The 22,905-nt window shown below is 67.9% G+C and carries 21 protein-coding genes and 1 pseudogene; 4 read left to right on the forward strand and 18 right to left on the reverse strand.

The features are described 5' to 3' along the window. Nucleotides 1–2 precede the first annotated feature (2 nt). The 4 genes from SZ55_RS05915 to SZ55_RS05930 all read right to left on the reverse strand — a co-directional run bounded on the left by SZ55_RS05915 (nt 3) and on the right by SZ55_RS05930 (nt 2,671). Nucleotides 3–812 (reverse strand): ABC transporter substrate-binding protein, encoded by an 810-nt coding sequence (locus SZ55_RS05915; RefSeq protein ID WP_044402811.1) that lies wholly within the window; start codon nt 810–812, stop codon nt 3–5. 59 nt (nt 813–871) lie between these two features. After that, nucleotides 872–1,540 (reverse strand): GntR family transcriptional regulator, encoded by a 669-nt coding sequence (locus SZ55_RS05920; protein WP_044402814.1) that lies wholly within the window; start codon nt 1,538–1,540, stop codon nt 872–874. A gap of 273 nt (nt 1,541–1,813) precedes the next feature. After that, a complete protein-coding gene (locus SZ55_RS05925; RefSeq protein ID WP_044402817.1) occupies nt 1,814–2,272 on the reverse strand; it encodes a GNAT family N-acetyltransferase in 459 nt (152 codons plus the stop codon). Nucleotides 2,273–2,443: 171 nt separating this feature from the next. Then, the gene (locus tag SZ55_RS05930; RefSeq protein WP_044402820.1) at nt 2,444–2,671 is read right to left on the reverse strand and encodes a DUF3079 domain-containing protein; all 228 of its coding nucleotides are present in this window, start codon (nt 2,669–2,671) and stop codon (nt 2,444–2,446) included. Between the two features lie 183 nt (nt 2,672–2,854). Between SZ55_RS05930 and ubiU the strand changes: the two genes are divergently transcribed. The 4 genes and pseudogenes from ubiU (at nt 2,855) to SZ55_RS05950 (ending at nt 6,280) form a co-directional block, all read left to right on the forward strand. Next, nucleotides 2,855–3,844 carry a ubiquinone anaerobic biosynthesis protein UbiU gene (gene ubiU, locus SZ55_RS05935; RefSeq protein WP_044402823.1) on the forward strand — a complete coding sequence of 330 codons (990 nt, stop codon included), beginning with the start codon at nt 2,855–2,857 and terminating at the stop codon, nt 3,842–3,844. Nucleotides 3,845–3,852: 8 nt separating this feature from the next. Then, on the forward strand, nt 3,853–4,740 hold the full coding sequence (locus tag SZ55_RS05940; RefSeq protein WP_044402826.1) for a U32 family peptidase: 888 nt from the start codon (nt 3,853–3,855) through the stop codon (nt 4,738–4,740). Continuing rightward, nucleotides 4,737–5,198 (forward strand): ubiquinone anaerobic biosynthesis accessory factor UbiT, encoded by a 462-nt coding sequence (gene ubiT / locus SZ55_RS05945; protein WP_044402829.1) that lies wholly within the window; start codon nt 4,737–4,739, stop codon nt 5,196–5,198. Before SZ55_RS05940 ends, ubiT begins: the two co-directional genes overlap by 4 nt. A 117-nt stretch (nt 5,199–5,315) precedes the next feature. Beyond that, nucleotides 5,316–6,280: pseudogene (locus SZ55_RS05950) on the forward strand (GNAT family N-acetyltransferase). Between the two features lie 280 nt (nt 6,281–6,560). On the opposite strand, the gene SZ55_RS05955 reads toward SZ55_RS05950, so the two are convergent. From SZ55_RS05955 to SZ55_RS06020, 14 genes are all read right to left on the reverse strand, one after another. Beyond that, complete coding sequence (locus SZ55_RS05955; RefSeq protein WP_052807537.1) at nt 6,561–7,289, reverse strand: BPL-N domain-containing protein; 729 nt, start codon at nt 7,287–7,289, stop codon at nt 6,561–6,563. 150 nt (nt 7,290–7,439) lie between these two features. Then, nucleotides 7,440–8,210 carry a hypothetical protein gene (locus tag SZ55_RS27065; RefSeq protein ID WP_052807538.1) on the reverse strand — a complete coding sequence of 257 codons (771 nt, stop codon included), beginning with the start codon at nt 8,208–8,210 and terminating at the stop codon, nt 7,440–7,442. Nucleotides 8,211–8,341: 131 nt separating this feature from the next. Continuing rightward, nucleotides 8,342–8,746, reverse strand: a complete 405-nt coding sequence (locus SZ55_RS05965; RefSeq protein WP_044402832.1) for a hypothetical protein — start codon at nt 8,744–8,746, stop codon at nt 8,342–8,344. Between the two features lie 111 nt (nt 8,747–8,857). Further along, nucleotides 8,858–10,195, reverse strand: a complete 1,338-nt coding sequence (locus SZ55_RS05970; RefSeq protein ID WP_044402836.1) for an LLM class flavin-dependent oxidoreductase — start codon at nt 10,193–10,195, stop codon at nt 8,858–8,860. Then, on the reverse strand, nt 10,182–11,738 hold the full coding sequence (locus SZ55_RS05975) for a DHA2 family efflux MFS transporter permease subunit (protein WP_044402839.1): 1,557 nt from the start codon (nt 11,736–11,738) through the stop codon (nt 10,182–10,184). Before SZ55_RS05975 ends, SZ55_RS05970 begins: the two co-directional genes overlap by 14 nt. A gap of 271 nt (nt 11,739–12,009) precedes the next feature. Further along, nucleotides 12,010–12,759, reverse strand: a complete 750-nt coding sequence (locus SZ55_RS05980; protein WP_044402841.1) for a tRNA-dependent cyclodipeptide synthase — start codon at nt 12,757–12,759, stop codon at nt 12,010–12,012. 5 nt (nt 12,760–12,764) lie between these two features. Continuing rightward, a complete protein-coding gene (locus tag SZ55_RS05985) occupies nt 12,765–13,541 on the reverse strand; it encodes a 2OG-Fe(II)-dependent halogenase WelO5 family protein (protein ID WP_044403202.1) in 777 nt (258 codons plus the stop codon). Between the two features lie 90 nt (nt 13,542–13,631). Continuing rightward, on the reverse strand, nt 13,632–14,579 hold the full coding sequence (locus tag SZ55_RS05990; protein ID WP_236692393.1) for an aliphatic sulfonate ABC transporter substrate-binding protein: 948 nt from the start codon (nt 14,577–14,579) through the stop codon (nt 13,632–13,634). Between the two features lie 2 nt (nt 14,580–14,581). After that, nucleotides 14,582–17,044 (reverse strand): TonB-dependent receptor plug domain-containing protein, encoded by a 2,463-nt coding sequence (locus SZ55_RS05995; protein WP_044402846.1) that lies wholly within the window; start codon nt 17,042–17,044, stop codon nt 14,582–14,584. Nucleotides 17,045–17,107: 63 nt separating this feature from the next. Beyond that, nucleotides 17,108–17,602, reverse strand: a complete 495-nt coding sequence (locus SZ55_RS06000) for a RidA family protein (protein ID WP_044402848.1) — start codon at nt 17,600–17,602, stop codon at nt 17,108–17,110. Between the two features lie 89 nt (nt 17,603–17,691). After that, the gene (locus SZ55_RS06005; protein ID WP_044402850.1) at nt 17,692–19,278 is read right to left on the reverse strand and encodes a flavin monoamine oxidase family protein; all 1,587 of its coding nucleotides are present in this window, start codon (nt 19,276–19,278) and stop codon (nt 17,692–17,694) included. Between the two features lie 550 nt (nt 19,279–19,828). Next, a complete protein-coding gene (locus SZ55_RS06010; RefSeq protein WP_044402853.1) occupies nt 19,829–21,037 on the reverse strand; it encodes a dipeptidase in 1,209 nt (402 codons plus the stop codon). 37 nt (nt 21,038–21,074) lie between these two features. Next, nucleotides 21,075–22,028 carry an ABC transporter substrate-binding protein gene (locus SZ55_RS06015; RefSeq protein WP_044402856.1) on the reverse strand — a complete coding sequence of 318 codons (954 nt, stop codon included), beginning with the start codon at nt 22,026–22,028 and terminating at the stop codon, nt 21,075–21,077. Between the two features lie 15 nt (nt 22,029–22,043). Next, complete coding sequence (locus SZ55_RS06020) at nt 22,044–22,877, reverse strand: class II aldolase/adducin family protein (protein WP_052807539.1); 834 nt, start codon at nt 22,875–22,877, stop codon at nt 22,044–22,046. Between the last annotated feature and the right edge of the window lie 28 nt (nt 22,878–22,905).

Genomic DNA, 22,905 nt, shown 5'->3' on the forward strand with positions numbered 1-22,905 from the left:
GCTCAGTCGAGCTTGTCGCCTTCGATGTGCCATTTGGCGAGAAGGGCCTGGTAGCTGCCGTCGGCCTGCATGTCGCGGATGATCTGCTGCACGGCGGCGCTCAACTGCGGATCGTCCTTGCGGATGCCGACCCCGGTGAGGATGCGGGCGAAGGCCGGGACGCCGATCTCGAACAGGTCGGGGGCCATGCCCTGGTAGTAGCCGGCGGTTTCCAGGGTGGTGCCGTAGGCGTCGGCCTGGCCGACCCGCAGGGCCTGGAAGGCGTCGGTGTCGGTGTTGTAGACGACGATCTTCATGGGCGCCTTGCCGGCCTGGGCGAGCACTTGGTTGTGGGCGTCGAGCAGGGTGCGGATGGTAGAGCCGTTGAGCACCGCGACCTTGCGCCCGGACAGGTCGTCGAGGCTGCGAATGCCGCGAGGGTTGCCCTTGCCGACCACCACGGCCTGGCTGGAGTACATGTAGTTGACCATGTCGATCACTTCACGCCGCTCGGGCTTGTCGAACAGCTGGTCGACGAGCATGTCGCACTGCCCGGCGAGCAGGGCGGGGATCAGCCCGGAGAAGGGCGTGACACGCCATTCGATGGCCTTGTTGCCCAGGCGTTGGGCGAAGGCCTGGCCCAGCTCGACGGTGAACCCGGTGGGTTTCTGCGCGCTGTCGTAGAAGCCCATGGGCGGCGAGTCCATGCCGCCGCAGAACACCAGTTTGTCGGTGTTCTTCAGGCGGTCGGGAATCTTCACCGTGTCGGCCTGGGCCAGTGGAGCGGCCAGGCAAAGGGCAAGAAGGCACTGCGGGATCCTGCGTACGAACATGATCAGCTCCTGTGGGCGGGGTTGCCGAGGCAGTTCAGGGGAGGAATGAAGGCCGGGTCTCAGGCGCCCGTTGCTTCAAGGAATTCCAGCAGCGAGGGCACGGTGCCCTCGATGTGTTCGCAGATCACCTGCTCGGCTTCGCGGGCATCGCCGGTGCGCAGGGCGTCGAGGATCACCGAGTGTTCCTCGCGGGCGCTCATGGGTTTGTCGACGTGCTGCAGCCAGAGGCGCATGTGCGGCTCGATCACCGAGTAGAGGGCGTTGATCTGGCGCATCAGCCGTGGCCGCTCGGCCAGGCTGCAGAGGTATTCGTGGAAGGCGCGGTGGCGGCTGACCCACTCGGCGCTGTCGTCGCGGTAGTCGTCCATTTCGTCCAGCTGGCGTTCCAGGCGGGCCAGGTGGCACTCGGTGAGCTTGGGCACGGCCAGGCGGATGGCCAGGCCTTCGAGGGCGCTGCGCATTTCGAAGACTTCGCGCATCTCCTCGATGTTGAGGCCGCTGACGATGGCGCCGCGGTTGGGGCGCAGGGTCACCAGGCCTTCGGCCGCCAGGCGGCGGAAGGCTTCGCGCACGGGCATGCGGCTCATGCCGATGTCAGTGGCGATGTCCTCGGCGATCAGGCGGTCACCGGTGCGGTACTGGCCTTTGCAGATGGCGTCCAGCAGGTAGCTGTAGGCCTCTTCTTCGGCGGTGGCGGGGGCTCGCTCGTAGTTGGGGACCAGGCGCATCGGGGTGGCTCCGTTTGTATTTTTGGATCCAATTATCCATGCATGCACTAATGCACGTGCTGTGCCAAGGCGCAGCGGCAACGGACAAGTGATTGATGCGCTAGGAATTATCCGGTCGAGAACCGGCTGTGCAGGGGAGGAGGGTGGGGCCGGGCGTAACACCGGGAGGGCGCAGGATGCTTCCTCATGGTGCGGGCTGTAACCGCTGCGCCCACTCGGTGAGCAGGCGCAGGTGGGGAAGAGGGGAGCGAGGCGGGACCTCGCTCCGGGGCGTCACAGCGCCATGCGGTATTCGATCACGCCGGGCTTCTCGGCGATCCAGTCATACAGGCGCTGGGCGGTGTGGTTGGTCTCCTGGGTGTGCCAGTAGAGCCGGTCGCAGTGGCGGCCACGGGCCTGGCGCTGGACGTGTTCGATGAGCTGCTTGCCGATCATCCGCCCACGGGCTTCGGGGGAGACGAAGAGGTCCTCCAGGTAGCAGAAGTCGTTCTGCCCCCAGGTGGAGCGGTGGAACACGTAGTGGACGAAGCCGAGCACCCGCTCGCCCTCGACGGCCACGGCGCACTCCACCGGCTCGGCCGCGTCGAAGAAACGGGCCCAGGTGCGCCGGGTGATCTCCGGCCCCAGTTCCACCTTGTAGAACACCTGGTACTGGTCCCAGTACGCCTGCCATTGCTCGAAGTCCGCTTCCGTCACGGGGCGAACGGCTACCACCTGCTGCATCGCTGTCATGGGTATGAATCCTTGCTGGTCTTGAAGGCCTGGGTCGGCAACTGCCAGGACCCAGGCCGGGATTTATACCGAGCGAGTGGAGGGCGGAGTCGGTCCAATCCGGGGCAGATGGGCAGACCACTTGGATGGCGGTACGGTCCGTGAGGGCGAGGAGGGCGCTGGGGGATCGGATCAGAGGCTTGCGGCATTGCGGGCCCCGGCTTCGGCGTTGTCTTCGGCTTCCGCGACGTCGATGCCCCAGTCGCCGTGGCGGTACCAGTCATCGCCCAGCATCTCGACCGGGTGCATGGTGCGGTCGGCGCCGTTGCCGCAGGCCAGGGAATCCGCCGGGCAGTAACGGTCGCAGCCCCAGCAGATGCGTTCGGGGTGGCGGGGGTGCAGGGGGAATTTCTTGGCCATGGCAGCGCTTCCGGTTGTCTGGACGGGATCCAGGCTAGGCCCACGGGGCGCTGCAACCTTGACGCGGATCAAGGCTGCGCAGGGTGGCGCTACGCGCCCGGCCAGGCTGCCTTGATCGTGGTCAAGGCAGCCGCAAATGCGCTGCCTAGACTGGCGCATCGCCGTTCGAGCAGGAGTCGTTTCATGCATCTGGTCTGTCCGGCGGGCAGTCTGCCCGCCCTCAAGGCTGCTCTCCAGCAAGGCGCGGATGCCATCTACGTGGGCTTTCGCGATGACACCAACGCACGCCACTTCGCCGGGCTCAACCTGGACGAGCGTCAGCTGGAGACCGGCCTGCAGCTGATCCGCCAGCGCGGCCGACAGCTCTATGTGGCGGTGAACACCTACGCCCAGCCCCAGGGCTGGACGCGCTGGCAACGTGCGGTGGACCAGGCGGCGGCGCTGGGCGTGGATGCGCTGATTGCGGCCGATCCCGGTGTGCTGGCCTACGCCAGCCGGCGCCACCCCGATCTCAACCTGCACCTTTCCGTGCAGGGCTCGGCCACCAATCCGGCCGCGCTGGCGTTCTACCAGCAGCGCTACAACATCCGCCGTGCGGTGCTGCCCCGGGTGCTGTCCCTGGCCCAGGTGCGCCAGGTGGCGGAAAAGAGCAGCGTGCCGCTGGAAGTGTTCGCCTTCGGCAGCCTGTGCATCATGGCCGAGGGCCGTTGCCACCTGTCGTCCTACGTGACGGGGGAGTCGCCCAACCTGTGCGGCGTGTGCTCGCCCGCCAAGGCGGTGCGCTGGCAGGAGGACGCCGAGGGCCTGAGTTCGCGCCTCAGCGAGGTGCTGATCGACCGCTATGCGCCGGGCGAGCCGGCGGGCTACCCGACCTTGTGCAAGGGCCGCTTCCTGGTGGAAGGCCAGCGCTTCCACGCGCTGGAGGAGCCCACCAGCCTGAACACCCTCGACCTGATCCCGCAGTTGGCGGAAATGGGCATCGCGGCGGTGAAGATCGAGGGCCGTCAACGCAGCCCGGCCTATGTTGAGCAGGTCACGCGGGTCTGGCGCGAGGCGCTGGATGCCCACGCCAGCGGCCGCTTTGCCGTGCAGGAGCACTGGCGCAAGGCACTGGACGGGCTGTCGGAAGGCAGCCAGACGACCCTCGGCGCTTACCACCGATCCTGGCAGTGAGGACCCCAATGAAACTGAGCCTCGGACCCGTGCTGTTCTACTGGAGCCGCAGCAAGCTGCTGGACTTCTATGCCGAGATGGCCAGCCAGCCGCTCGACATCATCTACCTGGGCGAGACGGTGTGCTCGAAGCGCCGAGCCCTGTCGCTGGACGACTGGCTGGGCCTGGCCCGCGAGTTGCGCGAAAGTACCCGGGCCGAGCTCGTGCTGTCGGGCCTGGCGCTGGTGGAGGCGTCCTCGGAACTCTCCAGCCTTCGCCGCCTGTGCGACAACGGCGAACTGCTGGTGGAAGCCAACGACATGGGCGCGGTGCAGTTGCTGGCGGAGCAGGGCAGGCCCTTCGTCGCCGGCCCGGCGCTCAACCTGTACAACGCTCATGCACTGATGGAGCTGCAAGCCTGCGGCCTGCAGCGCTGGGTGCCGCCGGTGGAATGCTCCGGGCGCCTGCTGGAGGACTGCCTGCAGCAACTCGACGCCTTGCAGGCACCGCGCCCGGAGGTGGAGCTGTTCGCCTACGGCCATCTGCCGCTGGCGTATTCGGCCCGCTGCTTCACGGCGCGGGCCGAGAACCGGCCCAAGGACGATTGCCAGTTCTGCTGCCAGAACTACCCCGAAGGCATCCCGCTGCTGAGCCAGGAAGGCCAGGCGCTGTTCACCCTGAACGGCATCCAGACGATGTCCGCCGAGGTGGGCAACCTGCTGGCCGATTACCCCGGCATCGCGGGCCGTGGCGTCGATGTGCTGCGCCTCAGCCCGCGCGCCGAGGGGATGGACAGGGTCATTGGCGAATTCGCCGCCGTGCGTGACGGCGCCTTGCCGCCACTGGCGGTCAATGGTTGCAACGGCTACTGGCACGGCAAGCCGGGGATGCTGGCCGTGGAGGAGGGTGGGCTATGAGCGTCGCCAAATGGGCGTTGAAACTGGGCCAGCCGCTGCTGCCCTACAGCCGCCACGTGCCGTTCGCCATCCAGCGCCGGGGGATCGAGCTGGCTGCCGCGCGGTTGTTCGCCACGCCGCTGTCCGAGGGGGCGTTCCATCTGCTGGAAAATCGCTGGCTGCGCCTGGAAGTCAGCGACCTGGGCCTGGCCTGGTGCGTGAGTTGCAGCGGCAACCGGCTGCGGGTGGCTCAGCGCCGTTCGGTGGATGTGTGCATCCGCGGCACCTGGCGCGACTTCCTGCTGCTGGCCAGCCGCCAGGAGGACCCGGACACGCTGTTCTTCCGTCGGCGCCTGGTCATCGAAGGCGACACCGACCTGGGCCTTGGCATGAAGAACCTGCTCGACGGCCTCGATCCGGACCAGTTGCCGCCGAGGCTGTGGCAGTTCATGCAGGAGATGGGGGCGCAGGTGCGGTGAGGGCGTGCCAGCCATGCCTACAGGCCGAGCCTGCATCGGCTGATCAAGGAAAAGCGCTCAGGTCGTTCGTGATTGCTGCGTAATGCCTTAAAGTGGCCGGTCGCAGAAAGAACCGTCATGGCCGTAGCCATGAAGGGCTTTCATTCTTTACAGATACCTGTGTGGTGAAGATGAACAAGCCTTTCATTTCGCTGTGCCCTGAAATCACCCGGGCACACGCGCTGACGTTGATGGACTGGTTGGAGGATGAGCGCGTCACCTGCTACCTGAGCGATTCGCGTGATGTGTCGCGGTCCATCGAGCAAGCCATGGATCGGACCCAAGCGCCGATCCTGACCCATCTGTTCAACCGGGACGGCCGATTCTTCCTGGCCTTCGACCGGCACGACGCCCCGGTGGGCTTTGTCCGCCTCATCAAGACCGGCTCGGAGTGCGAGATCGTCCTGGCCATCGGAAACAGCGGCGAGTGGGGCCGCAACCTGGGCGCCCGTACGATCCGCGAAGGCATGAAGCTGGCCTTCCTCGACATGCGGGCCAAGAAGCTCATCGCCAAGATCCACCCGGACAATCTGCGTTCGCTGAAGGCCTTCCAGCGCAGCGGCTTCCTGCTCGAGAGCGAAACGCCGGCCTTGAAGTCGTTTTCCATGACGGCAGGGCGCTACCTGCAGTTGTTGCGCGAAGGTGCCCTTGGCGATTCCACCGGGATCTACATCACCGAGTTCGACAAGGCCAGGCTCGAGAGCCTGATCGTCCTTGAGGAAGGTCCGGCAGTCGTAGAGCTCGAACATGAGATCGAGCGAGCGACCGTGGTCACGCCGGAGCAGGTGGCGCGCGATGTCGTCACGATGAACTCCAGGGCCTTGCTGCAGGTGGACGACGAAGAGATCGAAGTGGTCCTGGTCTATCCCGAAGACGCCGACAGCCGCGCCGGGAAACATTCCGTGTGCTCCGACATCGGCGCCGCCATCCTGGGCTACCAGGAGGGTGACGCCATCGACTGGCGAATCTCAGACCGAACCCGCCGGATCGAAATCAGGAAGGTGCTTTACCAGCCGGAAGCAGCAGGCGACTTCCACCTGTAGTTGAGTGAGCAGGCACCGGCCAAACGAAACAGCCTCGACCAGCGTCTAGTGGCGGAGGTCGAGGCGATATCCAAGCAAACAAAGCGGGGCGAGTGAGCCGGCAGAGTCATCAGTGACGGCCAATCCATAATATGCGATTTAACATAATCTACATTATGGGTTAATGGCGTGTTTCCTGGCTGAGTGATTCCCCAATGCTTTCCACGCTGTGGATACGCCGGAAATCGTCCTTGGCTCGCTCTTCGATCAGTCTTTCGGTTTCTGCGTTACCACGCGGCGATCACTGCCCGGCGCGTTCCTTCATCTGCGCCAGCATGGCCACCAGCAAGTCCTGATGTTCGTCTGCGTCGGATGGCAACCCATCGGCGGCGTACCAGGAACTGTCCGCTTCGTAATGCGGGCCGATGAGGCCGACCGTGCCTTTGCCGTAGGACGAGATTCGCGCGGCGATGCGTCGGGATTTCGTGTAGTACGCCGTCGCCTCGGCGCCAGCCGGGAGCCGGCTGCCGAAATGCGGGCCGGCCTGGTAGTAGACGTCGCGCTGCTCGTGGCCTGCGGGCAGCTGGATGGAGATGAACTGCGCCGCGTTGTCCTTCGGGATTTCCTGGTCGACCTCGGCCAGCTCGATCAGTCCAAAGGCCGGGACGCCTTCCTTCTCGTCGGCATAGCGCCCAGCCAGGTAACCGCCGGCACAGATGCCCAGGTACTGGCCACCCTGGGCGACGAAGTCGCGGATGGCCTGCACCTGGCTGGCGGACAGCTCCGACAAGGTGTCCATGATGTCGTCCGAGCCGCCTGGCTGTACGTAGAGATCGGCGTCCTCGAGCACCTCGGCGCTGAGTTGGTCTTCATCCACCAGGCGGACGTTGTAGCGCTCCTTCTGCAACAGCTCGGCGACGGTCTTCGCGCAGCCGTCGCAGGTGCCGGCACCGTCGAAGATCACCGCCAGTTCGGCCTTGGCCAGCAGCGGAAACACCAGGGCCAGGGCGGTCAGTACAGTCTTTTTCATCAGCACAGTTCCTTTGTGTGGGAGTGGCACGAGCACTACATGTAGCAAGCCCGTATGGCGGTTAATCGGTGATGACAGCGTCAATTTACGCAGGCCTTGAGCGTCGACGAGAAGGGGCGCTCCCCTCCTCCCCCTGCCCGTTCACCCGTCTCAAAGGTGCGCGTCGACCTCACTGGCAATGCGCCCCAATGCCAGCCACACCGTGTACTCCCGCTGGAACGGCAGCGCCGCTTCGACGGTGATGTCCAGGGGTGTCAGCCCGGTGAGGATGTCCTTTCGTTCATCCCGGGGCAGGATGGCAACGTGCCGGAATGGCTGCCGAAAGCCCTTCGAGAGCACCAGTGTCGGGGCATCGCCAGTGATTCGAATAGGCAGGGATTCAGCTGAGGCGATGGGCTGCGCCAGGACCGAGAACACCGGGTCGATGCTCTTCTCCAACTCGACGAAGCCCACCAGGACCAGCAGCACCTGGCGTTGGCTGGGCAAATCCAGCGAGAAGACCGAGCCCACAGGCGCCGTGGTACGGACCTTCCTGGGCTTGGGTGACGACACCTTCACAGGCTTTTCCGCCGGCTGAGGGGTCGCCAGCCTGGCTGCGAGCGCTTGGAGGGTCTTGCGACGGGCCGGCACGTCCCCGGGCGCATCGCGCTCCCACACGAACAGGTCTCCGCCCGCGTGCAGCAGCGACAGCGCCTTGTCCTTGAGCGTCTCGTCCAGCCGGCCGTACTTCCAGGCCGTGTCGGCCAGGGCGACGTACACCAGGCAGGCCACCTCAGGCTCGCCCAGCCGTGCGGCGTGGCGGCCCAGGACCTTCTGGCAGGCCTCGCCGTGGGAAAGCCCGTGCTTCAGGTGCTGGACGTAGTCATCCCGTACATCACAGGTTGTGTCATCGGAATACAGCCCCGCCCCCCAGGCGCCCATGTCCTATATCTCTCCAGTAATTTGAAAGGGTTGGCGCCGCGCTGCTGGCGCGACACGACAGCACACTAAAGCAAAGGCCCAGGGCACCGCAGTGCGTTGCTCACGGATTCGGCGCGGGCCAGCAGAATGCATCACCGCCCTGCCCTCACCGACCTGGCACGCGCCCACGAGGCTCGGTCGTCACATCGGCTGCCTGAGCCGCCAGCTGTACACCAGGCAGCCGTTGCCAGCGCGTACAGCTGGTAAGGCAGGCAGGCCAGCAACAGCCAACGTGCCGACCGCTGGGCAAAGAACAGCAACGCCCCAGCAAGCATCAGGAGGAAGGCGAACAGGAAGCCCCCGGCAGCACCGAACACGGAAATCTCTCCGGCCCGCATGGCGTCCCAGATGGCTCCGCGGTTCCACAGCAGCACCAGGAACTGGACCGAACAGAACGCCAGGATCGCCAGGCGCAGCGCGAGGGATGCCGGGCTCGACGTGCTGCCGCCCTTCTCCGTGGGGACATCGGTGGTCGGGGATTGGAAAGGGTTATCCATGTGCTGCCGCTCCGTGATGAAAGCGGGAAATCTACCGCTCTTCGGCCTCGATCACCACGCCGGAGCGGAACGCCCGGATTGCAGCCCGTGGATTCCGACAGCCTGGCCGCGCTAGGCGAAATGCCGATTGGCGACGCGCTGCAGGCCGAGGTTCTCGCGCAGGGTGCGGCCTTCGTATTCACGGCGGAACAGCCCGACACGCTGCAGCTCGGGGATCACCAGGTCGACGAAGTCCTCCAGCCCGCCCGGCAGGTGGGTGAACAGCAGGTTGAAGCCATCCGCCGCGCGCTCTTCGTACCAGCAGGCCATCTCCTCGACTATCTGGCTCGGCGTGCCCACCAGCAGGCGATGGCCGCCGGCGCCGAGCGTGCGCAGCAGCTGCGCGGCGGTGGGCTTCTCGCGGCGGATCAGGTCGATCACCAGTTGCTGGCGGCTCTTGTGGCGCTCGGTGACCGGCAGCGGGTCGGGCAGTACGACCGGCGCATCCGGCGGCAGGCGCTCCAGGTCGATGCCGATGTCCAGCAGGAAGGACAGCGCCTTGAGCGCCGCCTCCGGGTCCACCAGCGCCTGCAATTCCTCGTGCTTCTCCTGCGCCTCGCTGGTGGTGCGCCCCACCACCGGGGCCAGGCCGGGGAACACCTTGAGTTCACCCTCCTCGCGCCCGGCCAACGCCAGGCGCTGGTGGATATCGGCATGGAAGGCCTTGCCCTCCTCCAGGGTCTGCTGGGCGGTGAACACCAGCTCGGCGGTGCGCGCCGCCAGGGCGCGACCGGCTTCGGAGGAACCGGCCTGGGCGATCACCGGCCAGCCTTGCAACGGCCGGGGTGCATTCAACGGGCCGCGCACGCGGAAGTGCTCGCCTTCGTGGTCCAGCACGCGCATGCGCTCCGGTTCCAGCCAGGTGCCGGAGGCCTTGTCCAGGGGGAAGGCGTCGTCGGCCCAGCTGTCCCAGAGCCCGGTGACCACCTCGAAGAACTCCCCGGCGCGCGCGTAGCGGTCGGCATGCTGCAGGTGCTCGGCGCGGTTGAAGTTCTCCCCGCCGATCAGCGCCGTCACCAGGTTCCAGCCGGCGCGGCCGCCGGACAGGTGATCCAGCGAGGCGAACTTGCGGGCGATGGTGTAGGGCTCGTTGTAGCTGGTGTTGGCGGTGGCGATCAGGCCGATGTGCTGCGTCGTCACCGCCAGCGCCGGCAGCAGGGTCAGGGGGTCCCAGCGCAGGCTGTAGGCACTGCTGCGCAGCACGCGCGGGTCCAGCTCGCCCACCGCCACGTTGTCGTTGAGGAACAGTGCATCGAAGCGCCCGCGCTCCAGGGTTTGGGCGTAGTGCCGGTAACGCTCGAAGTTGATCGAGGCGTCGGCGTCCGCCCGGGGGTGGCGCCAGCTGCCGGCATGGGCGCCGGAACCGGAGAGGAAGGCCCCCAGGCGCAGGCGACCGTCACGCCTTGCCATGGCTGGGCTCCTGCTCGGCAGCCGCCTCGGCGGGCGCGGCCACCCGGGCCCGCAGCAGCAAGGCGACGCTGGCCCAGACCAGCAGCACGCTGGCGGCGAGGAACAGCATCACCGCCTGGTAGCCCTGGAGGAAGGCGTCGTGCACCCAGCCCTGCAGCACCTCCGGGGCTTGCGCCAGGTGCGCGCCCAGCAGTGCCACGCCCTGCTCCGGCGCGGCGGCCGCACGGGCCAGCCAGTCGGTATCGGCCGCCACGCCCGTGGAGCCGGCCAGCGCGTGGGCGGCGAATGCGCGGTAGAGGCCCACGCCGACCGCCAGACCGAGGCCGCCGCCGACGTTGTGCAGGGTCATCAGCGAGCCCATGGCCACCGAGCCCACCTGCTGCGGCACCGAGGAGATGCCCAGCACCGTGGACGGCCCGAGGATGCAGGCCCAGCCCAGCCCCATCACCGCGAAGGCGCCCAGCAGGTACGGCAGCGAGGTGCCCTCGGCGAAGCCGGCCTGCAGCAAGGCCGACAGGGTGAAGAACAGCAGCCCGGCCTGGATCAGCAGCGCCGGGCCCTTGTGGTCCACCAGCCGCCCCACCACCGGCGACAGCAGCGCCACGCCCAGGGTGGTGGGCAGTAGCAGCAGGCCGCTGGCCTGCACGCTCTCGCCACGGATCAGCGACAGGTACAGCGGCATCACGAAGAAGGCCACGCAGTAGAACAGCGCCAGGCCGAAACTGGCGGTCACCGCGGCGACGAAGCGGCGGTTGACGAACAGGCGCAGGTCGACGATGGGCGCACGCACCCGCAGCTCCACCGCGACGAAGGCGATGAAGGCCAGCGCGGCCAGGCCGATCAGCCCCAGGGTGGTGGCCGAGGCCCAGCCCCAGGCACCGCCCTGGACGATCACCAGCACCAGGCTCGGCAGGCCCACCAGCAGCAGCGCTGCACCGGCCCAGTCGAGCCGCGCGCCGTCCTGCTCGGCACGGGATTCGTCCGCCGCCAGGGCGATGATCGCCAGGCTGAGCAGCACGAAGGGCACGTTGACCAGGAAGATCCACTGCCAGCCGAAGGCGCTGGTGATCACCCCGCCCAGCACCGGTCCCACGGCGAGGCCGACGCCGTTGACGCCGAACAGCACGCCGAAGGCCTTGCCCTGCTCCTCGCTGGCGAAGGTGGCCGAGACGATGGCGCCGGAGGCCGTGTACAGCACCGCACAGGCCAGCCCCTGGGCCACCCGCGCGGCCACCAGGGCATCGATGCTGGTGGCCAGCCCGGCACCGAGGGAGGCCAGGCCGAACACCGCGAGGCCGATGTTCAGCACCCGCCGGCGGCCATGCAGGTCGGCCAGCCGGCCAACCAGCACCATGGTGCTGGAGAGCGCGAGGATGAAGCCGTTGATGACCCATTGCAGGCTTTCCACCGAAGCACCGAGGTCGGCCTGCAGGGCCGGTAGCGCGGTGTTGACGATGGTGAAATCCACGCAGCCGAGAAAACTGGCGATGCTCACACCGAGCAAGGCCCACCATTTGCGTTGCTGTTGCGCAAAAACGCTCATGGGAACTCCTTCCGTCATGACAGGGGGTGGAGGCCGTCGTCCGTGTGGCGTGGGGCCCTCTGGTTGGGGCGAATTCATTCGCCCAGGCAGCCCTTAGGGCTGCTTTTTTCGCGGATGAATCCGCTCCTACGGTTGGTTCATCAACCCTCCGGCTGTGTGCCGGGTGGGTTGGCGATGCGGCGCATCGCTGGGCGAATAAATTCGCCCCTACAGGTTTTTGTGGGAGCGAATTCATTCGCGATGGCGGCGCAAGCCGCCCTTCATGGAACATTCAGATCGCAATCGCACTCCCCGCCCAGGCCGGGTGCACGGCGCCCGGGAGGGTGAAGGGGATCGGGATGCCGCGCTTCTTGAACTTCAGCGGCAGCCAGTGCACCCGGTCCGGCGCGTGGGGTTCGATCAGCAGGCGCCGGGCGGTGGCCATGGCGTCAGTCATCTGCTGTGGGTAGATCACGTAGTCGTAGCCCTCCTCCGCCCACAGCGGGAGGATGATCGGCACCTCTTCCAGGATGTACTCGCGGCACTGGGCGGCCGCGCGCTCGACGTCGGCGTCCGGGTCGCGCAATCGCAGGCGCTCGATGAACACGCCGATGGTGGCTTCGATGGCGCCGCGCAGGTCCTCGCTCTCGCGATAGAGCTGGTCCACCTGCTGGCGCAGCTCGGCGTAGCGGTCCGAGGCCAGCTCCTGGTTCCAGCGGCTGACCGTTACCGGTGCTTCCAGCCCCGACAGGTAGCGGCGGTTGCGCGCCAGCCAGGCATCGCCGTCGCGGATCGAGGCGGACAGCGCCTCCCCCGGCGACTTGCCGTGCTTGTTGTGGCGCTGCAGGGTGTCGGCCACTACCACCTTCACCCGGCTGAAGCCGGACTTGTTGATCAGGTGCACGGTGGAGCTGAGTTTCTGCCCCTCGTGGTACTCCTGCCCCACGCTCACCGCCAGCACGCAGCGCTTGCCGGTGAAGTCCAGCTCCTCGCCGCCCTTGTTGAAATAGGCTTTCAGGTTGATCGCTTCCACGTCACTCATGCTGCTTAGCTCCAATAGGCCAGGGGCTGGTCGTCGCCGAAATAACCGATGAATACGCCGAGGGTGATCCGCGTGGCGGTGGCCGAGGGGCGCACCGCATGGATCAGCCGCGGGTTGAGCAGGATCAGGTCGCCCGGCTCGGGCTTGACCACCACCTCCGGCGGCGGCAGCAGGTGCCGTTCGATGCCGTAGGCACGCGAGCCGCGCAGCCGCTCGTATTCCGCCTCATCGGGCTGCTGGCCCCAGAACTCCAGTTCGCCGCCGTCCTCCGGGATGGCCAGGTAGACGTTGGCGGACAGCTGCGTCAGCAGCTTGGGCTCGTGGTCCTGGGGCGCGTTGCGCTCGAGGTTGTCGGTATGGGGGGTGAGGTCGGTGCCATTGCCGAGGAAGCGGGTGATGCCGACGAAGCACTTCTGCCCGTTCACATCCAGCAGGCGCGCGCCCTTGGGCCAGACCTCATCGAGCAGCAGGCGCAGCTCGTCGATGGGCGACGCCAGGGGCCGGAACACGTCGCGCACGCGGCGGATGGTGGGCACGGCCTGGGCGTGGTACTCGGCGCGGCTGGCCTCGTCGCCGATCTCGATATAGGCCTTGCCCAGGCGCACGAACTCGTTCTGCTCGCTGAAGGCGCTGCGCAGTTCGTGGCGGCTGAGCCGCTCGCGGGCCAGTTCGACGGTGTCGGCCGGGGCAAAGCCCTTGATGAGGATGCCGTAGTGCCGGGCCTGGATCAGGCCGGCCAGGTGGTCGGCGGTCAGTTCGTCGACCGTGGTGGTGATCAGCATGGTGTTGCCTCGCATGTATCCCTGAAATGGAACGTCCGTTGTGGGTTCGGGGAAGGGTCGGCCCTGGAGGGGCGTGGGCTTCGGGACGGGTCATGGATGCGCCTCCCCGTGGCTGTTGAAGCGCCGGTCCACCTGCTCGGCTGCCACGAAGCCGGGGCCGATCACACCCTCGTCCCGGTACAGCCGGGCGGTGTCGGCGAGGTCCTGCACCAGGGCCTCGTCCACGTCCACCCGCCTGGGTTGCGAGTAGCGGTTGGAGCGCAGGTGCACCTCCAGCGGCAGGCCGCTCTGGCGCGCCTGGATCGCCGAGAAGGCCTCGACATGGGCGTTGGCCCAGTCCCAGGCACGGCCGACGCGCTGGAGGAAGTCCCGCAGCTGCTCCGGCTTGTCACGGATCGCCGCCGGGTTGGCCACCAGCAGCATGTTGCCGGCGAACAGCCCTTCCCCGCTGACCACAACCCGCGTGCCGCCTTCCAGCTGCACCATGCTGGTGTACGGGTCCCAGGTGGCCCAGGCATCCGCCCCACCGTTGGCCAGCAGGCTGCGGGACTCCCCCGGCTGCAGGAACACGAACGTCGCATCGCGCCCGCTGCGGCCCACCGAGCGCAGCGCAGCCAGCGCCAGGTAATGGCCGATGGAGCCGCGCGTGGTGGTGATGCGCGTGCCCACCAGGGACGCGGCATCGGTGAGCGGCGAGCCTTCGGGCACGACGATGGCCACCGCCGTGGGCGTGACCTTCAGGCGCACCACGCCCACCGTCTTCAACCCGGCACCGGCCGAGGCGGCGAAGACGAAGGGCGCGACGCCCAGGGTGCCGACATCCACCGCGCCGGCGCTCAGGGCCTCGGCCGTGGGCGCCGCCGCGCCGAAGGCGGCGAACTCGATGGGGTACGGCACCGACTCCAGCTCGCCGGCGGCCTGCAGCAGCACCTGCAGCGAGTTCTTCTGGCTCGACACGCGCAGCGCCTCGGCGCCCAGCGCGGGGGCAGCCCCCAGCGCCAGGCACAGGAGGCCCGCCAGCAAACGTCCCGTGCCCATCATCAGAACGCCAGGCTCACGCGGCCGTAGTAGTAGCCGCCACCTAGCCCGTACGGGGAGAACATCCCGTACTCGTAGGTGCCGGCCCAGGGCACGATGCCGATCTTGTCCGGGTAGACGTCGAACAGGTTGTTCGCCCCCAGGGCCACGGTGAGGTTCTGGGTGACGTCGTAGGCGACGTCGATGTCGGTGATCCACTTGGCGCTGTAGGTGCGGTCGTTGGCCGGGATGTTCGAGCCCTCGGTGTATTCGCCATAGCGGGTCAGCGTCAGGTTGAGGGTCCAGTCGTCCACCTTGTAGTTGGTGTTGAGGATCCACTTGTCCTTGGGCGTGGCCTTGGTCAGGTCGGTCTGCTGCTGGCGGTCGAACAGCACGTAGCCGGAACCCAGGCTGGACAGCTCGGGCGGCGTGTCGGCGAGGTCGCGGATGGTGGTCTTGTTGTGGTTGTAGGCCAGGCTCCAGCGCACCGTGCCGTACTCGTCCAGCGGTTGGCGGTACTCGGCCACCAGGTCGACGCCCTTGGTGCGGGTGTCGGCGGCGTTGGCGAAATACTGGCCGGAAAGGTTCGGCGACAGGCCGTTGGCCACCAGGATCGCCGACACCGCCGGGCCGGTGAGCACGCCGGTCTGCAGGATGCGGTCGTCGATGTCGATCAGGTAGAAGTCGGCGGTGAGGCGCAGGCGGTCGGTGGGTTCGGCGGTGAAGCCCAGGCTGTAGTTGCGCGAGGTCTCCGGTTCCAGGGCCTTGGCACCGAGGGCGATGGCTTCCGGCGAGCCGGGGCGCATCTGCTTGGTGCGCGCGGTGGTGGTGGAGCCACCGCTACCGAAGATGGTCACCGAGCTGGTGGAGGAGAACACGTTCTGCGCCAGGGATGGCGCGCGGAAGCCGTTGCTCGCCGCCGCCCGCACCGCGTAGCCCGGGGCGAACTCGTAGCGGGTGGTGAACTTGCCGCTGAGGGTCTCGCCGATGTCCTGGTTGTAGCGCTCGTAGCGCAGGGCGAAGGCGTTGTACCACTGCGGGGTGACGTTGAGGCCGAAGTCCACATAGGCGGCGCCGCTGTGGCGGATCATGTCGCCGGCGTCCTCGGGGGTGGTGCCGTTGACCGAGAACAGGCCCGGGTCGGGTCGGCGCCCGCCCAGGCTGCCGCTGGGAATCACGTAGTTGCCGTAGTTGTAGGAGTTGGGCTCGCCCTCGGTGAGTTCGTACTTCTCCCAGCGGTATTCGATGCCGGCGGAGGTTTCCAGGGGGCTGTCCAGGCCGATGTCCAACGCACGGGTCAGGTCCAGGTTGGTGGTCCACTGGTCGAAGATCTCGTCGGTCAGGTGGAAACGCCGCTGACTGAAATCCGGCCCGTTGGAGAGGTTGAGGTTGTTGTCGGTGTAGAGCTTGGCCTTGTCGCGGCCGTAGCTGGTGGAGAGGTCCCAGTCCCAGTCGGCGGCCAGGCCCTTGAGCCCGGCGAGGAACTGGTAGTCCGTCTCGTTCACCTCGCGGGTGGCCTGGCCGCCCTTGGGGTACGGCTGGTTGGCCAGCCAGTTGGTGGCGGTGATGTCGGTGGGCGCGCGGTGGCCGAGCACCTTCTTGCCGTCGCGGTAGCTGAGGGTGGAGAAGGAGTAGAGCTTGAGGTCCTCGCCCAGCGGCAGCTCCAGGTTGTAGGCGCTGCTGTAGGTGCGGTCGCGGCCCAGGCCGTACTCCTCGCCCCAGCCGTGGCGCTGGGTGATGCGCGGGTCCGGCTGGCCGTTCTCCAGGGTGCCGAAGTTGCCGCGCACGGCGCCGGCGCGGTCGTAGGGCTCCTGCACCTTGGCGTCGAAGGAAAGGTTGAAGAAGCCGCCCTCCCCCAGGCCGAAGCCGAAGTTGGCGGCCTCGTGGCCGGTGGTGCCGTCGCCGCTGTAGTACTGGCCGAGGGAGCTGTCCGAGGTGATCCCCTCGGCGTCCTTCTTGAGGATGATGTTGATCACCCCGGCGATGGCGTCGGAGCCGTACTGGGCGGCGGCGCCGTCGCGCAGCACCTCGATGCGCTCGATGGCGGCGGTGGGGATCAGGTCCAGGTCCACCGGCACGGCGGCGGTGCCGACCCGGGCGTTGTTGTTGATCATCGCGGTGTTGTGGCGGCGCTTGCCGTTCACCAGGATCAGCACCTGGTCACCGCCCAGGCCGCGCATGCTGATGCCACGCACCAGGAAGGCGGTGCCGCCGCCGTTGATGGTGGGTGCGTTGAAGGACGGCAGCAGGCGCGTGAGCATGTCCTTGAGGCCATTCTGGCCGCTGGTCTTCAACTGCTCGCCGGAGATCACGTCCACCGGCGCGGGGCTGTCGGTCACGGTGCGCTGCTGGCTGCCGCGCACGCCGGTCACCACCACGGTGGACAGGGTCGGGTCGCTGGCGGCCACGGCCTCGCCGCCCAGGGCGAGGAGCAGCGCGGCGCTGAGGGGGGAAAGCGAGAAGGTCTTGCTGAAGGCGTTACGCATCACGGGACTTCCTGTAGGCGACCGCAACCCGGCCGCATCTGGCTCGATCTGTGGGGGATTGGGTCAACGGGCCTTGGCGGCCACCGCCTCGACTTCGATCAGCGCGCCGGGCAACACCAGCCCGGCCACCTGCACCGTGGTGCGGGTCGGCTTCAGCGGCTGCTTCTCGCTGCCGAAGAACTGCCGGAAGCCGCGCTGCAGGCCCTCGAAGTCCATGCGCCCGTCCAGCTTCGGGTCGCCCACCAGGTACACCCGCAGTTGCACCACATCGCCCAGGCCGAGGCCACGCGGGGCCAGGGCGGCCTCCACCTTGCGCAGCACGGCGACGGTCTGCGCCTCGGTGTCGCCGGCAGCGCGCAGATCATCCTTGGCGGCCTTGGGGTCGGCCGGGTCCGGCAGGATGCCGGAGACGAAGGTCAGCGCCGTGCCCGGCGGCAGGGTCGCCGACTGCAGGATCGGCGAGTTGGGATAGGTCGAGGGCACCCGCTCGATCTCCGCGGCCTGGCCGACGGTGGCGAAAAGGACCCCCAACCCCAGAAGGGCATGTTTGAAAGGCATCGCGAAAGCTCCAAGGTCTGTGTTGGCGCCAGCCTCGGAGGTCCGCTACCTGGCAGGTGGATCTGGTTATGGATGTGGCGCGGCGTGGTTCAGGCCGTTTGCCGGTGTTGCGACGTGCCTTGCGCACGCTCGAAGATGTTCCGCACCACGCGCCGGGCAGCGCCGGCGGCGGCTTCCTGCCAGATGCCCACGCCGCTGTGGGCGAGGCCGTCGCTGGTCAGGTGCACGCGGCCCTGGGCCTGGTTGAGCAGGCCGTAGTCCGGCTCCGCCACCTCGTGGCTGATCCAGGGGCCGAGGCTGTGGGGAATGCGGTTCCAGGCGATGGCCAGCGGCTTGCGCAGGTCCTGCCCGTGGCCGGGGTGCAGCAGCTCCACGGCCTGGCGCGACAGGGCGATCTGCTCATCGATGGTCTTGTCGCCGAATTTGCGCGCCACCTCGCCGTTGTTGTACGCGGCAATGAGGATGCCCTCGGCCTGGTTGAAGCCGCCGCTGGGGTACCAGAGCCCGGAGGCCTCCTGGTTGATGAAGGAAAGCCCGCCGTAGATCTGGTAGTCGGTCTCCCAGAAGCGCCGCGACTGCCAGGCCACCTTGTTGGCGTAGCCGAACTGCACCGCCGAGATCGCCTGGCGCACCGGGGCGGTGAAGTTGCTGTCGACCTTCGCCAGCAGCGGCAGCGGCAGCGCGATCACCGCGTAGTCGCTGGTCACCTGCTGCTCGCGGCCGCTGCGGCGGTCGCGGTAGCCGATCTCCACGCGGTCCTCGTGGTTGCGGATGGAGCGCACCTCCGCACCCAGGCGCAGGGACGGCTGCAGGTGGCGTTGGAAGGCCACCGGGATGCGGTCCATGCCGCCCACCGGCTGGAACATGGTCGGCGAGAATTCCGGGTATTCGTCGATCATCAGCGCGGTGCCCAGGGCCGGGTTGAGCAGCGTGCGCAGCGGCAGCGGCTCGTTCTTCTGCGCCAGCTGGTCGCCGGCACCGGGCCAGACCTTGTAGCCGGAGCGCGCCGAGCCGAGGTAGTCGAGCTTCTCCGACAGGTCGCCCCAGGTCTTGAGGAAGCCCAGCAGGTTCTGCCGGTCGGCCGCGTTCAGCTCCTGGTCCAGGGCCTGGCGGTTGACCGCCTTGGCCAGCAGCTCGGCGATGTGGCCACGGCTGTCGTTCACCGCCTGGCGGATCTGCATCGGCGGTGCGGACAGGTCCGGGCGCACCAGGGCGTTGCGGCTGGTGTTGACCAGCACCTCCAGCTCCACGCCCAGCTCGCGGCAGTAGCCGAGCATCAGCTGGTGGTGGCTGGGCAGGCGCGCGGGGCCGGCGTTGAAGTAGAAGCCTTCGTCGAAGTCGGCGACCTGGGTGGTGCCGTCGGTGTACTCGACGCGATCGCCGCGGCGCAGCGTCCAGTTGCGCCCGCCGACCCGCTCGCGGGCCTCCAGCAGGGTCACGGCGAAGCCGGCCTTGCGCAGCTCGTAGGCCGCCACCAGCCCACCGATGCCGGCACCGACCACGGTGACGCTGGCGCCCTGCCCCAGGCCGCTGGCCGGTTGCAGCGCCGCGTAGTTCTCCTGGCTGGCAGCCGTGGCCGGGCTCATCACCCCGAGCACACCCATGGCCGCCATGGCGGCGCGGTAGCCCCCAACGGCACCGATGCGGGCGATGAGCTGTCGTCTGGTCAAAGGCATTGCAGGCACTCTCCTTGATTCCCTTCCACCAGGCACGGCTCGCCCGATGGCGCCCTTCCCTGGCTGCATCCGGATATCGCATCCGGTTATAGATTCACATCCAAGAGCTTCGAAATCGCTCTATGTGGAGCCATCCTATGGGGCGGAATTTGATAAGAGAAATACATTTTGAGCATATGCAAATATTAAAATGTTTCATTTTTATCAATCTGCATATTGCGCGAAACGCATAATCATCTTGAAACATCATGCCCACGTAGCCCAAGGCACGGGCGGCGCGGTGTTGGCAGGAGCGCGGAGCTGACGAGACGGGATGGCAACCGTAGGAGGCGAAGGGCGCAGGCACCGTCCGTAGCCCGGACTTCAGTCCGGGGGTAGCGGAAACCCCGTTCCCGGGCTGAAGCCCGGGCTACGGTTTGCCTGGACCTGCGTTTACCGCATGGGATGGCGCTGAGCGATTTCGTGTGGAGATCGGCGCCAGGGAGCATCTGGGTAGCCCGGACTTCAGTCCGGGGATGCCACAGGCTTCGCTCCCGGGCTGAAGCCCGGGCTACTTCGAGGCGGCGTTTGCTTCCGCTGCCGCCAGCACCCGCAGCAGGTTGCCGCCCCAGATCGCGGCGAGGTTCTGTTCGCTGTAGCCGGCGGCGAGCAGGCGTTCGCTGATGCGTGGCAGGTCGCTGACGTCGCGCAGGCCTTCCACGCCGCCGCCGCCGTCCCAGTCGGCGCCGATGCCGACGTGTTGCGGGCCGACCACGTCGAGGATGTGCAGCAGGTGCGCCATGAAGTCGTCCAGACGCGTGGGCGGCAACGGGTAGCGGGCATCGGCCTCGCGGATGCGCCGGGCGAGGTCGGCCACCTGTTCCGGGGAGAGACTGGCGGCCAGGCGGAACTCGCGGTACAGCGGCGCCAGGGCCTTTTCCCGCTCGGGGTTTGGCGGCCGGGGGACCAGGTCGCTGGGGAAGCTGTTGACCTGTATCACCCCGCCCTTTTCCGCGAGCCTGCGCAGGCGCGCGTCGTCGAGGTTGCGCGGGTGCGGGCCGATGGCGCGGGCGCCGGAGTGGGAGGCGATCACCGGGGCGCGGGACAGCGCCAGCACCTGGTCGAACACCGCGTCGGAGGCATGGGACACATCAATGAGAATCCCCAGCCGGTTGGCCTCCCCCACCAGTTCGCGCCCGGCCGGGCTGAGGCCGTGCCATTCCGGCAGCGCGGTGGCCGAGTCGGCGAATGAATTGTTCTGCGCGTGCACCAGGCCGAGCATGCGCAGCCCCAGGCGCTGGTAGGTGGCCAGACGGCCGGGATCGGCGGCCAGGGGCTCGGCGTTCTCCATGCTGATCAGCACCACGCGGCGACCGGAGGCGACGATGCCGGGCACCTCCTGCGCCCGCGTGGCCAGGGCGAATTCATCGGGCCGCGCGGCGACCATGTCGCGGATGCGCGTGATCACCGCCAGGCCGTGTTCGCTGGCCAGGGTGCGCCCCTCTGCCGTGCGCGGGCCCTGAGGCGTGAACACGGCGAAGAAGCCGCCATCCAGCCCGCCCTCGTGCATGCGCGGCAGGTCGACCTGGGACAGGTCGTCGGCGTAGCGGTGGCGCTGGCTGATGTCCCAGCCGGGCCGCGCCAGTTGCATGGGGGTGTCGAGGTGGCTGTCGAGCACCAGCAGCCGCTCGTGGAGGGCGCGGATAGCGGGCGGGACGTCGGCAGCCTGGGCGCTGCCGGTGAGCAGTGCCAGGGCGATCAGGGTTGGCTTGAGGTACATGGAACCGATCCTTGGATGCCTGGGATACGTGACGGGCTCAGCCCCAGCGGAAGCTCCTGTCCCACAACGGCGCCACGTCCAGCCGCTGCGGCAGCACACCAGCCTCGAAGAAGGTGTCGGCCACGGCCTGCTGGGAGCGCACCGCTGCGTCGTCCACCGCCTGCAGCACGCGCGGCCCGCTCTGGGCCTTGTACTGGGCGAGGAACACCTCGCGGGGGATGCCGAGGATCTTCTCGCTCTTCGCCGCCCAGGCCTCCGGGTTGTGCTGCACCCATTGCCAGCTGCGGTACTCGCGCTGGACGTAGTCCTCGATGGCGGCGCGCTTGCCCGGGTCGTCGATGGCGCGCTGGTTGGCAGCGATCACGTAGTTGCCGGATAGATAGCCCTGCCCCGTGCGCAGCACTCGCGCGCCGCTGCGCAGCTCGGCCAACTGGATGAAGTAGCCGAAGGTCACCCAGACATCCAGGTTGCCGTTCTGGAAGGCGGCGAAACCATCCTGGGGCGTCAGCGCGAAGGGCTGGATGTCGGCCAGGGTCAGGCCCTGCTCCTTCAATGCGCGCAGCAGCATGTAGTGCGAGGAGGTGGAGCGGATGTAGCCCACGCGCTTGCCCGGCAGCTCCGCCAGGGACTGCATGGCCGAGCCCTTGGGCACCACGAAGGCCTGGTTGTTGACGTCGCCGGTGAGCACGGCGATGAGCTTCACCGGCGCCTGGTTGCGGATGCCGAAGATGGGCGGGATCTCGCTCATGGGCGCGAGGTCCAGGGTGCCGCTGATCAGCGCTTCGAAGCCGAGGTTGCCGCCGTTGAACTCGGCGTATTTCACCGCGTAGGGCGGGCGCTCGATGCCCGCCTCGTCGAAGAAGGTGGGCGCCGCGCCCTTGTAGGTGGCGACGTTGAGGCCGATGCCGTTCCAGTCCCGGGCGAAGGCCGTGGGCAGCGCGCAAGCGAGCCCGGCCAGGGCGGAGTACTGGAGGAAGTGGCGGCGGTTCATGGGGGCTCCTTGCAATCAGTCGAGGAAGTCGGGCTCGTCGCGCAACAGGCGGTCCCAGTAGGGCTGGAAGCTGAACCAGCCGCCGAATTCGGTGCCCACCTGGCGCGCGGTGTGTTCGGCCACGGCCGGGGGAATGGGCCGGGGCGTGCCGGCGGCCTCGGCCAGCAGCTGGGCGTGGGCGGCGTTGTCCAGGGCGATGAAGCGCCAGACGGCGGCCTCCACGGTGCGGCCGACGGTGAGCAGGCCGTGGTTCTGCAGGATCAGCGCGACGTTGCTCGGCCCCAGGGTGGCGGCGATGCGTGCGCCCTCGCTGGCTTCCAGCACCACGCCGGTGAAGTTGTCGAACAGCGCGTGCTTGCCGTGGAAGGCGCAGGCGTCCTGGGTCAGCGGGTCGAGCAGACGCCCGAGGCTGGACCAGGCCTTGCCATAGAGCGAATGGGCATGGGCGGCGGCGACCACGTCCGGCCGGGCCTCGTGCAGCGCGGCATGGATGGCGAAGGCGGCGAGGTTGAGCGCGCCCTGCCCTTCGACGATCTCGCCGTGGGGGTTGACCAGCAGCAGGTCGGAGACGCGGATATGGCCGAAGTACACGCCCACCGGGTTGACCCAGAAGTGGTCGGGGAACTCCGGGTCGCGCACGGTGATGTGGCCGGCGCCGCCCATGTCGAAGCCGTGGCGGGCGAACAGGCGGAAGGAGCCGGCCAGGCGCTGCTTGCGCAGCAGGCGCTCGGCCTCGACCGTGGGTTGCTGCGGCGGCTCCTGCCAGCGGTATACGGTGTGGCCGTCGCGGGGCAGCGAGTAGGCCGTGGGTTGCGGGGTGCCGGTGAGGCCGGTCAGCCTGGCGGTCATGCGGTTTCTCCTTGAAGGGCCGGCGGGC

Origin of the sequence: Pseudomonas sp. FeS53a, assembly GCF_000931385.1 — a bacterium.
Lineage (GTDB): Bacteria > Pseudomonadota > Gammaproteobacteria > Pseudomonadales > Pseudomonadaceae > Metapseudomonas > Metapseudomonas otitidis.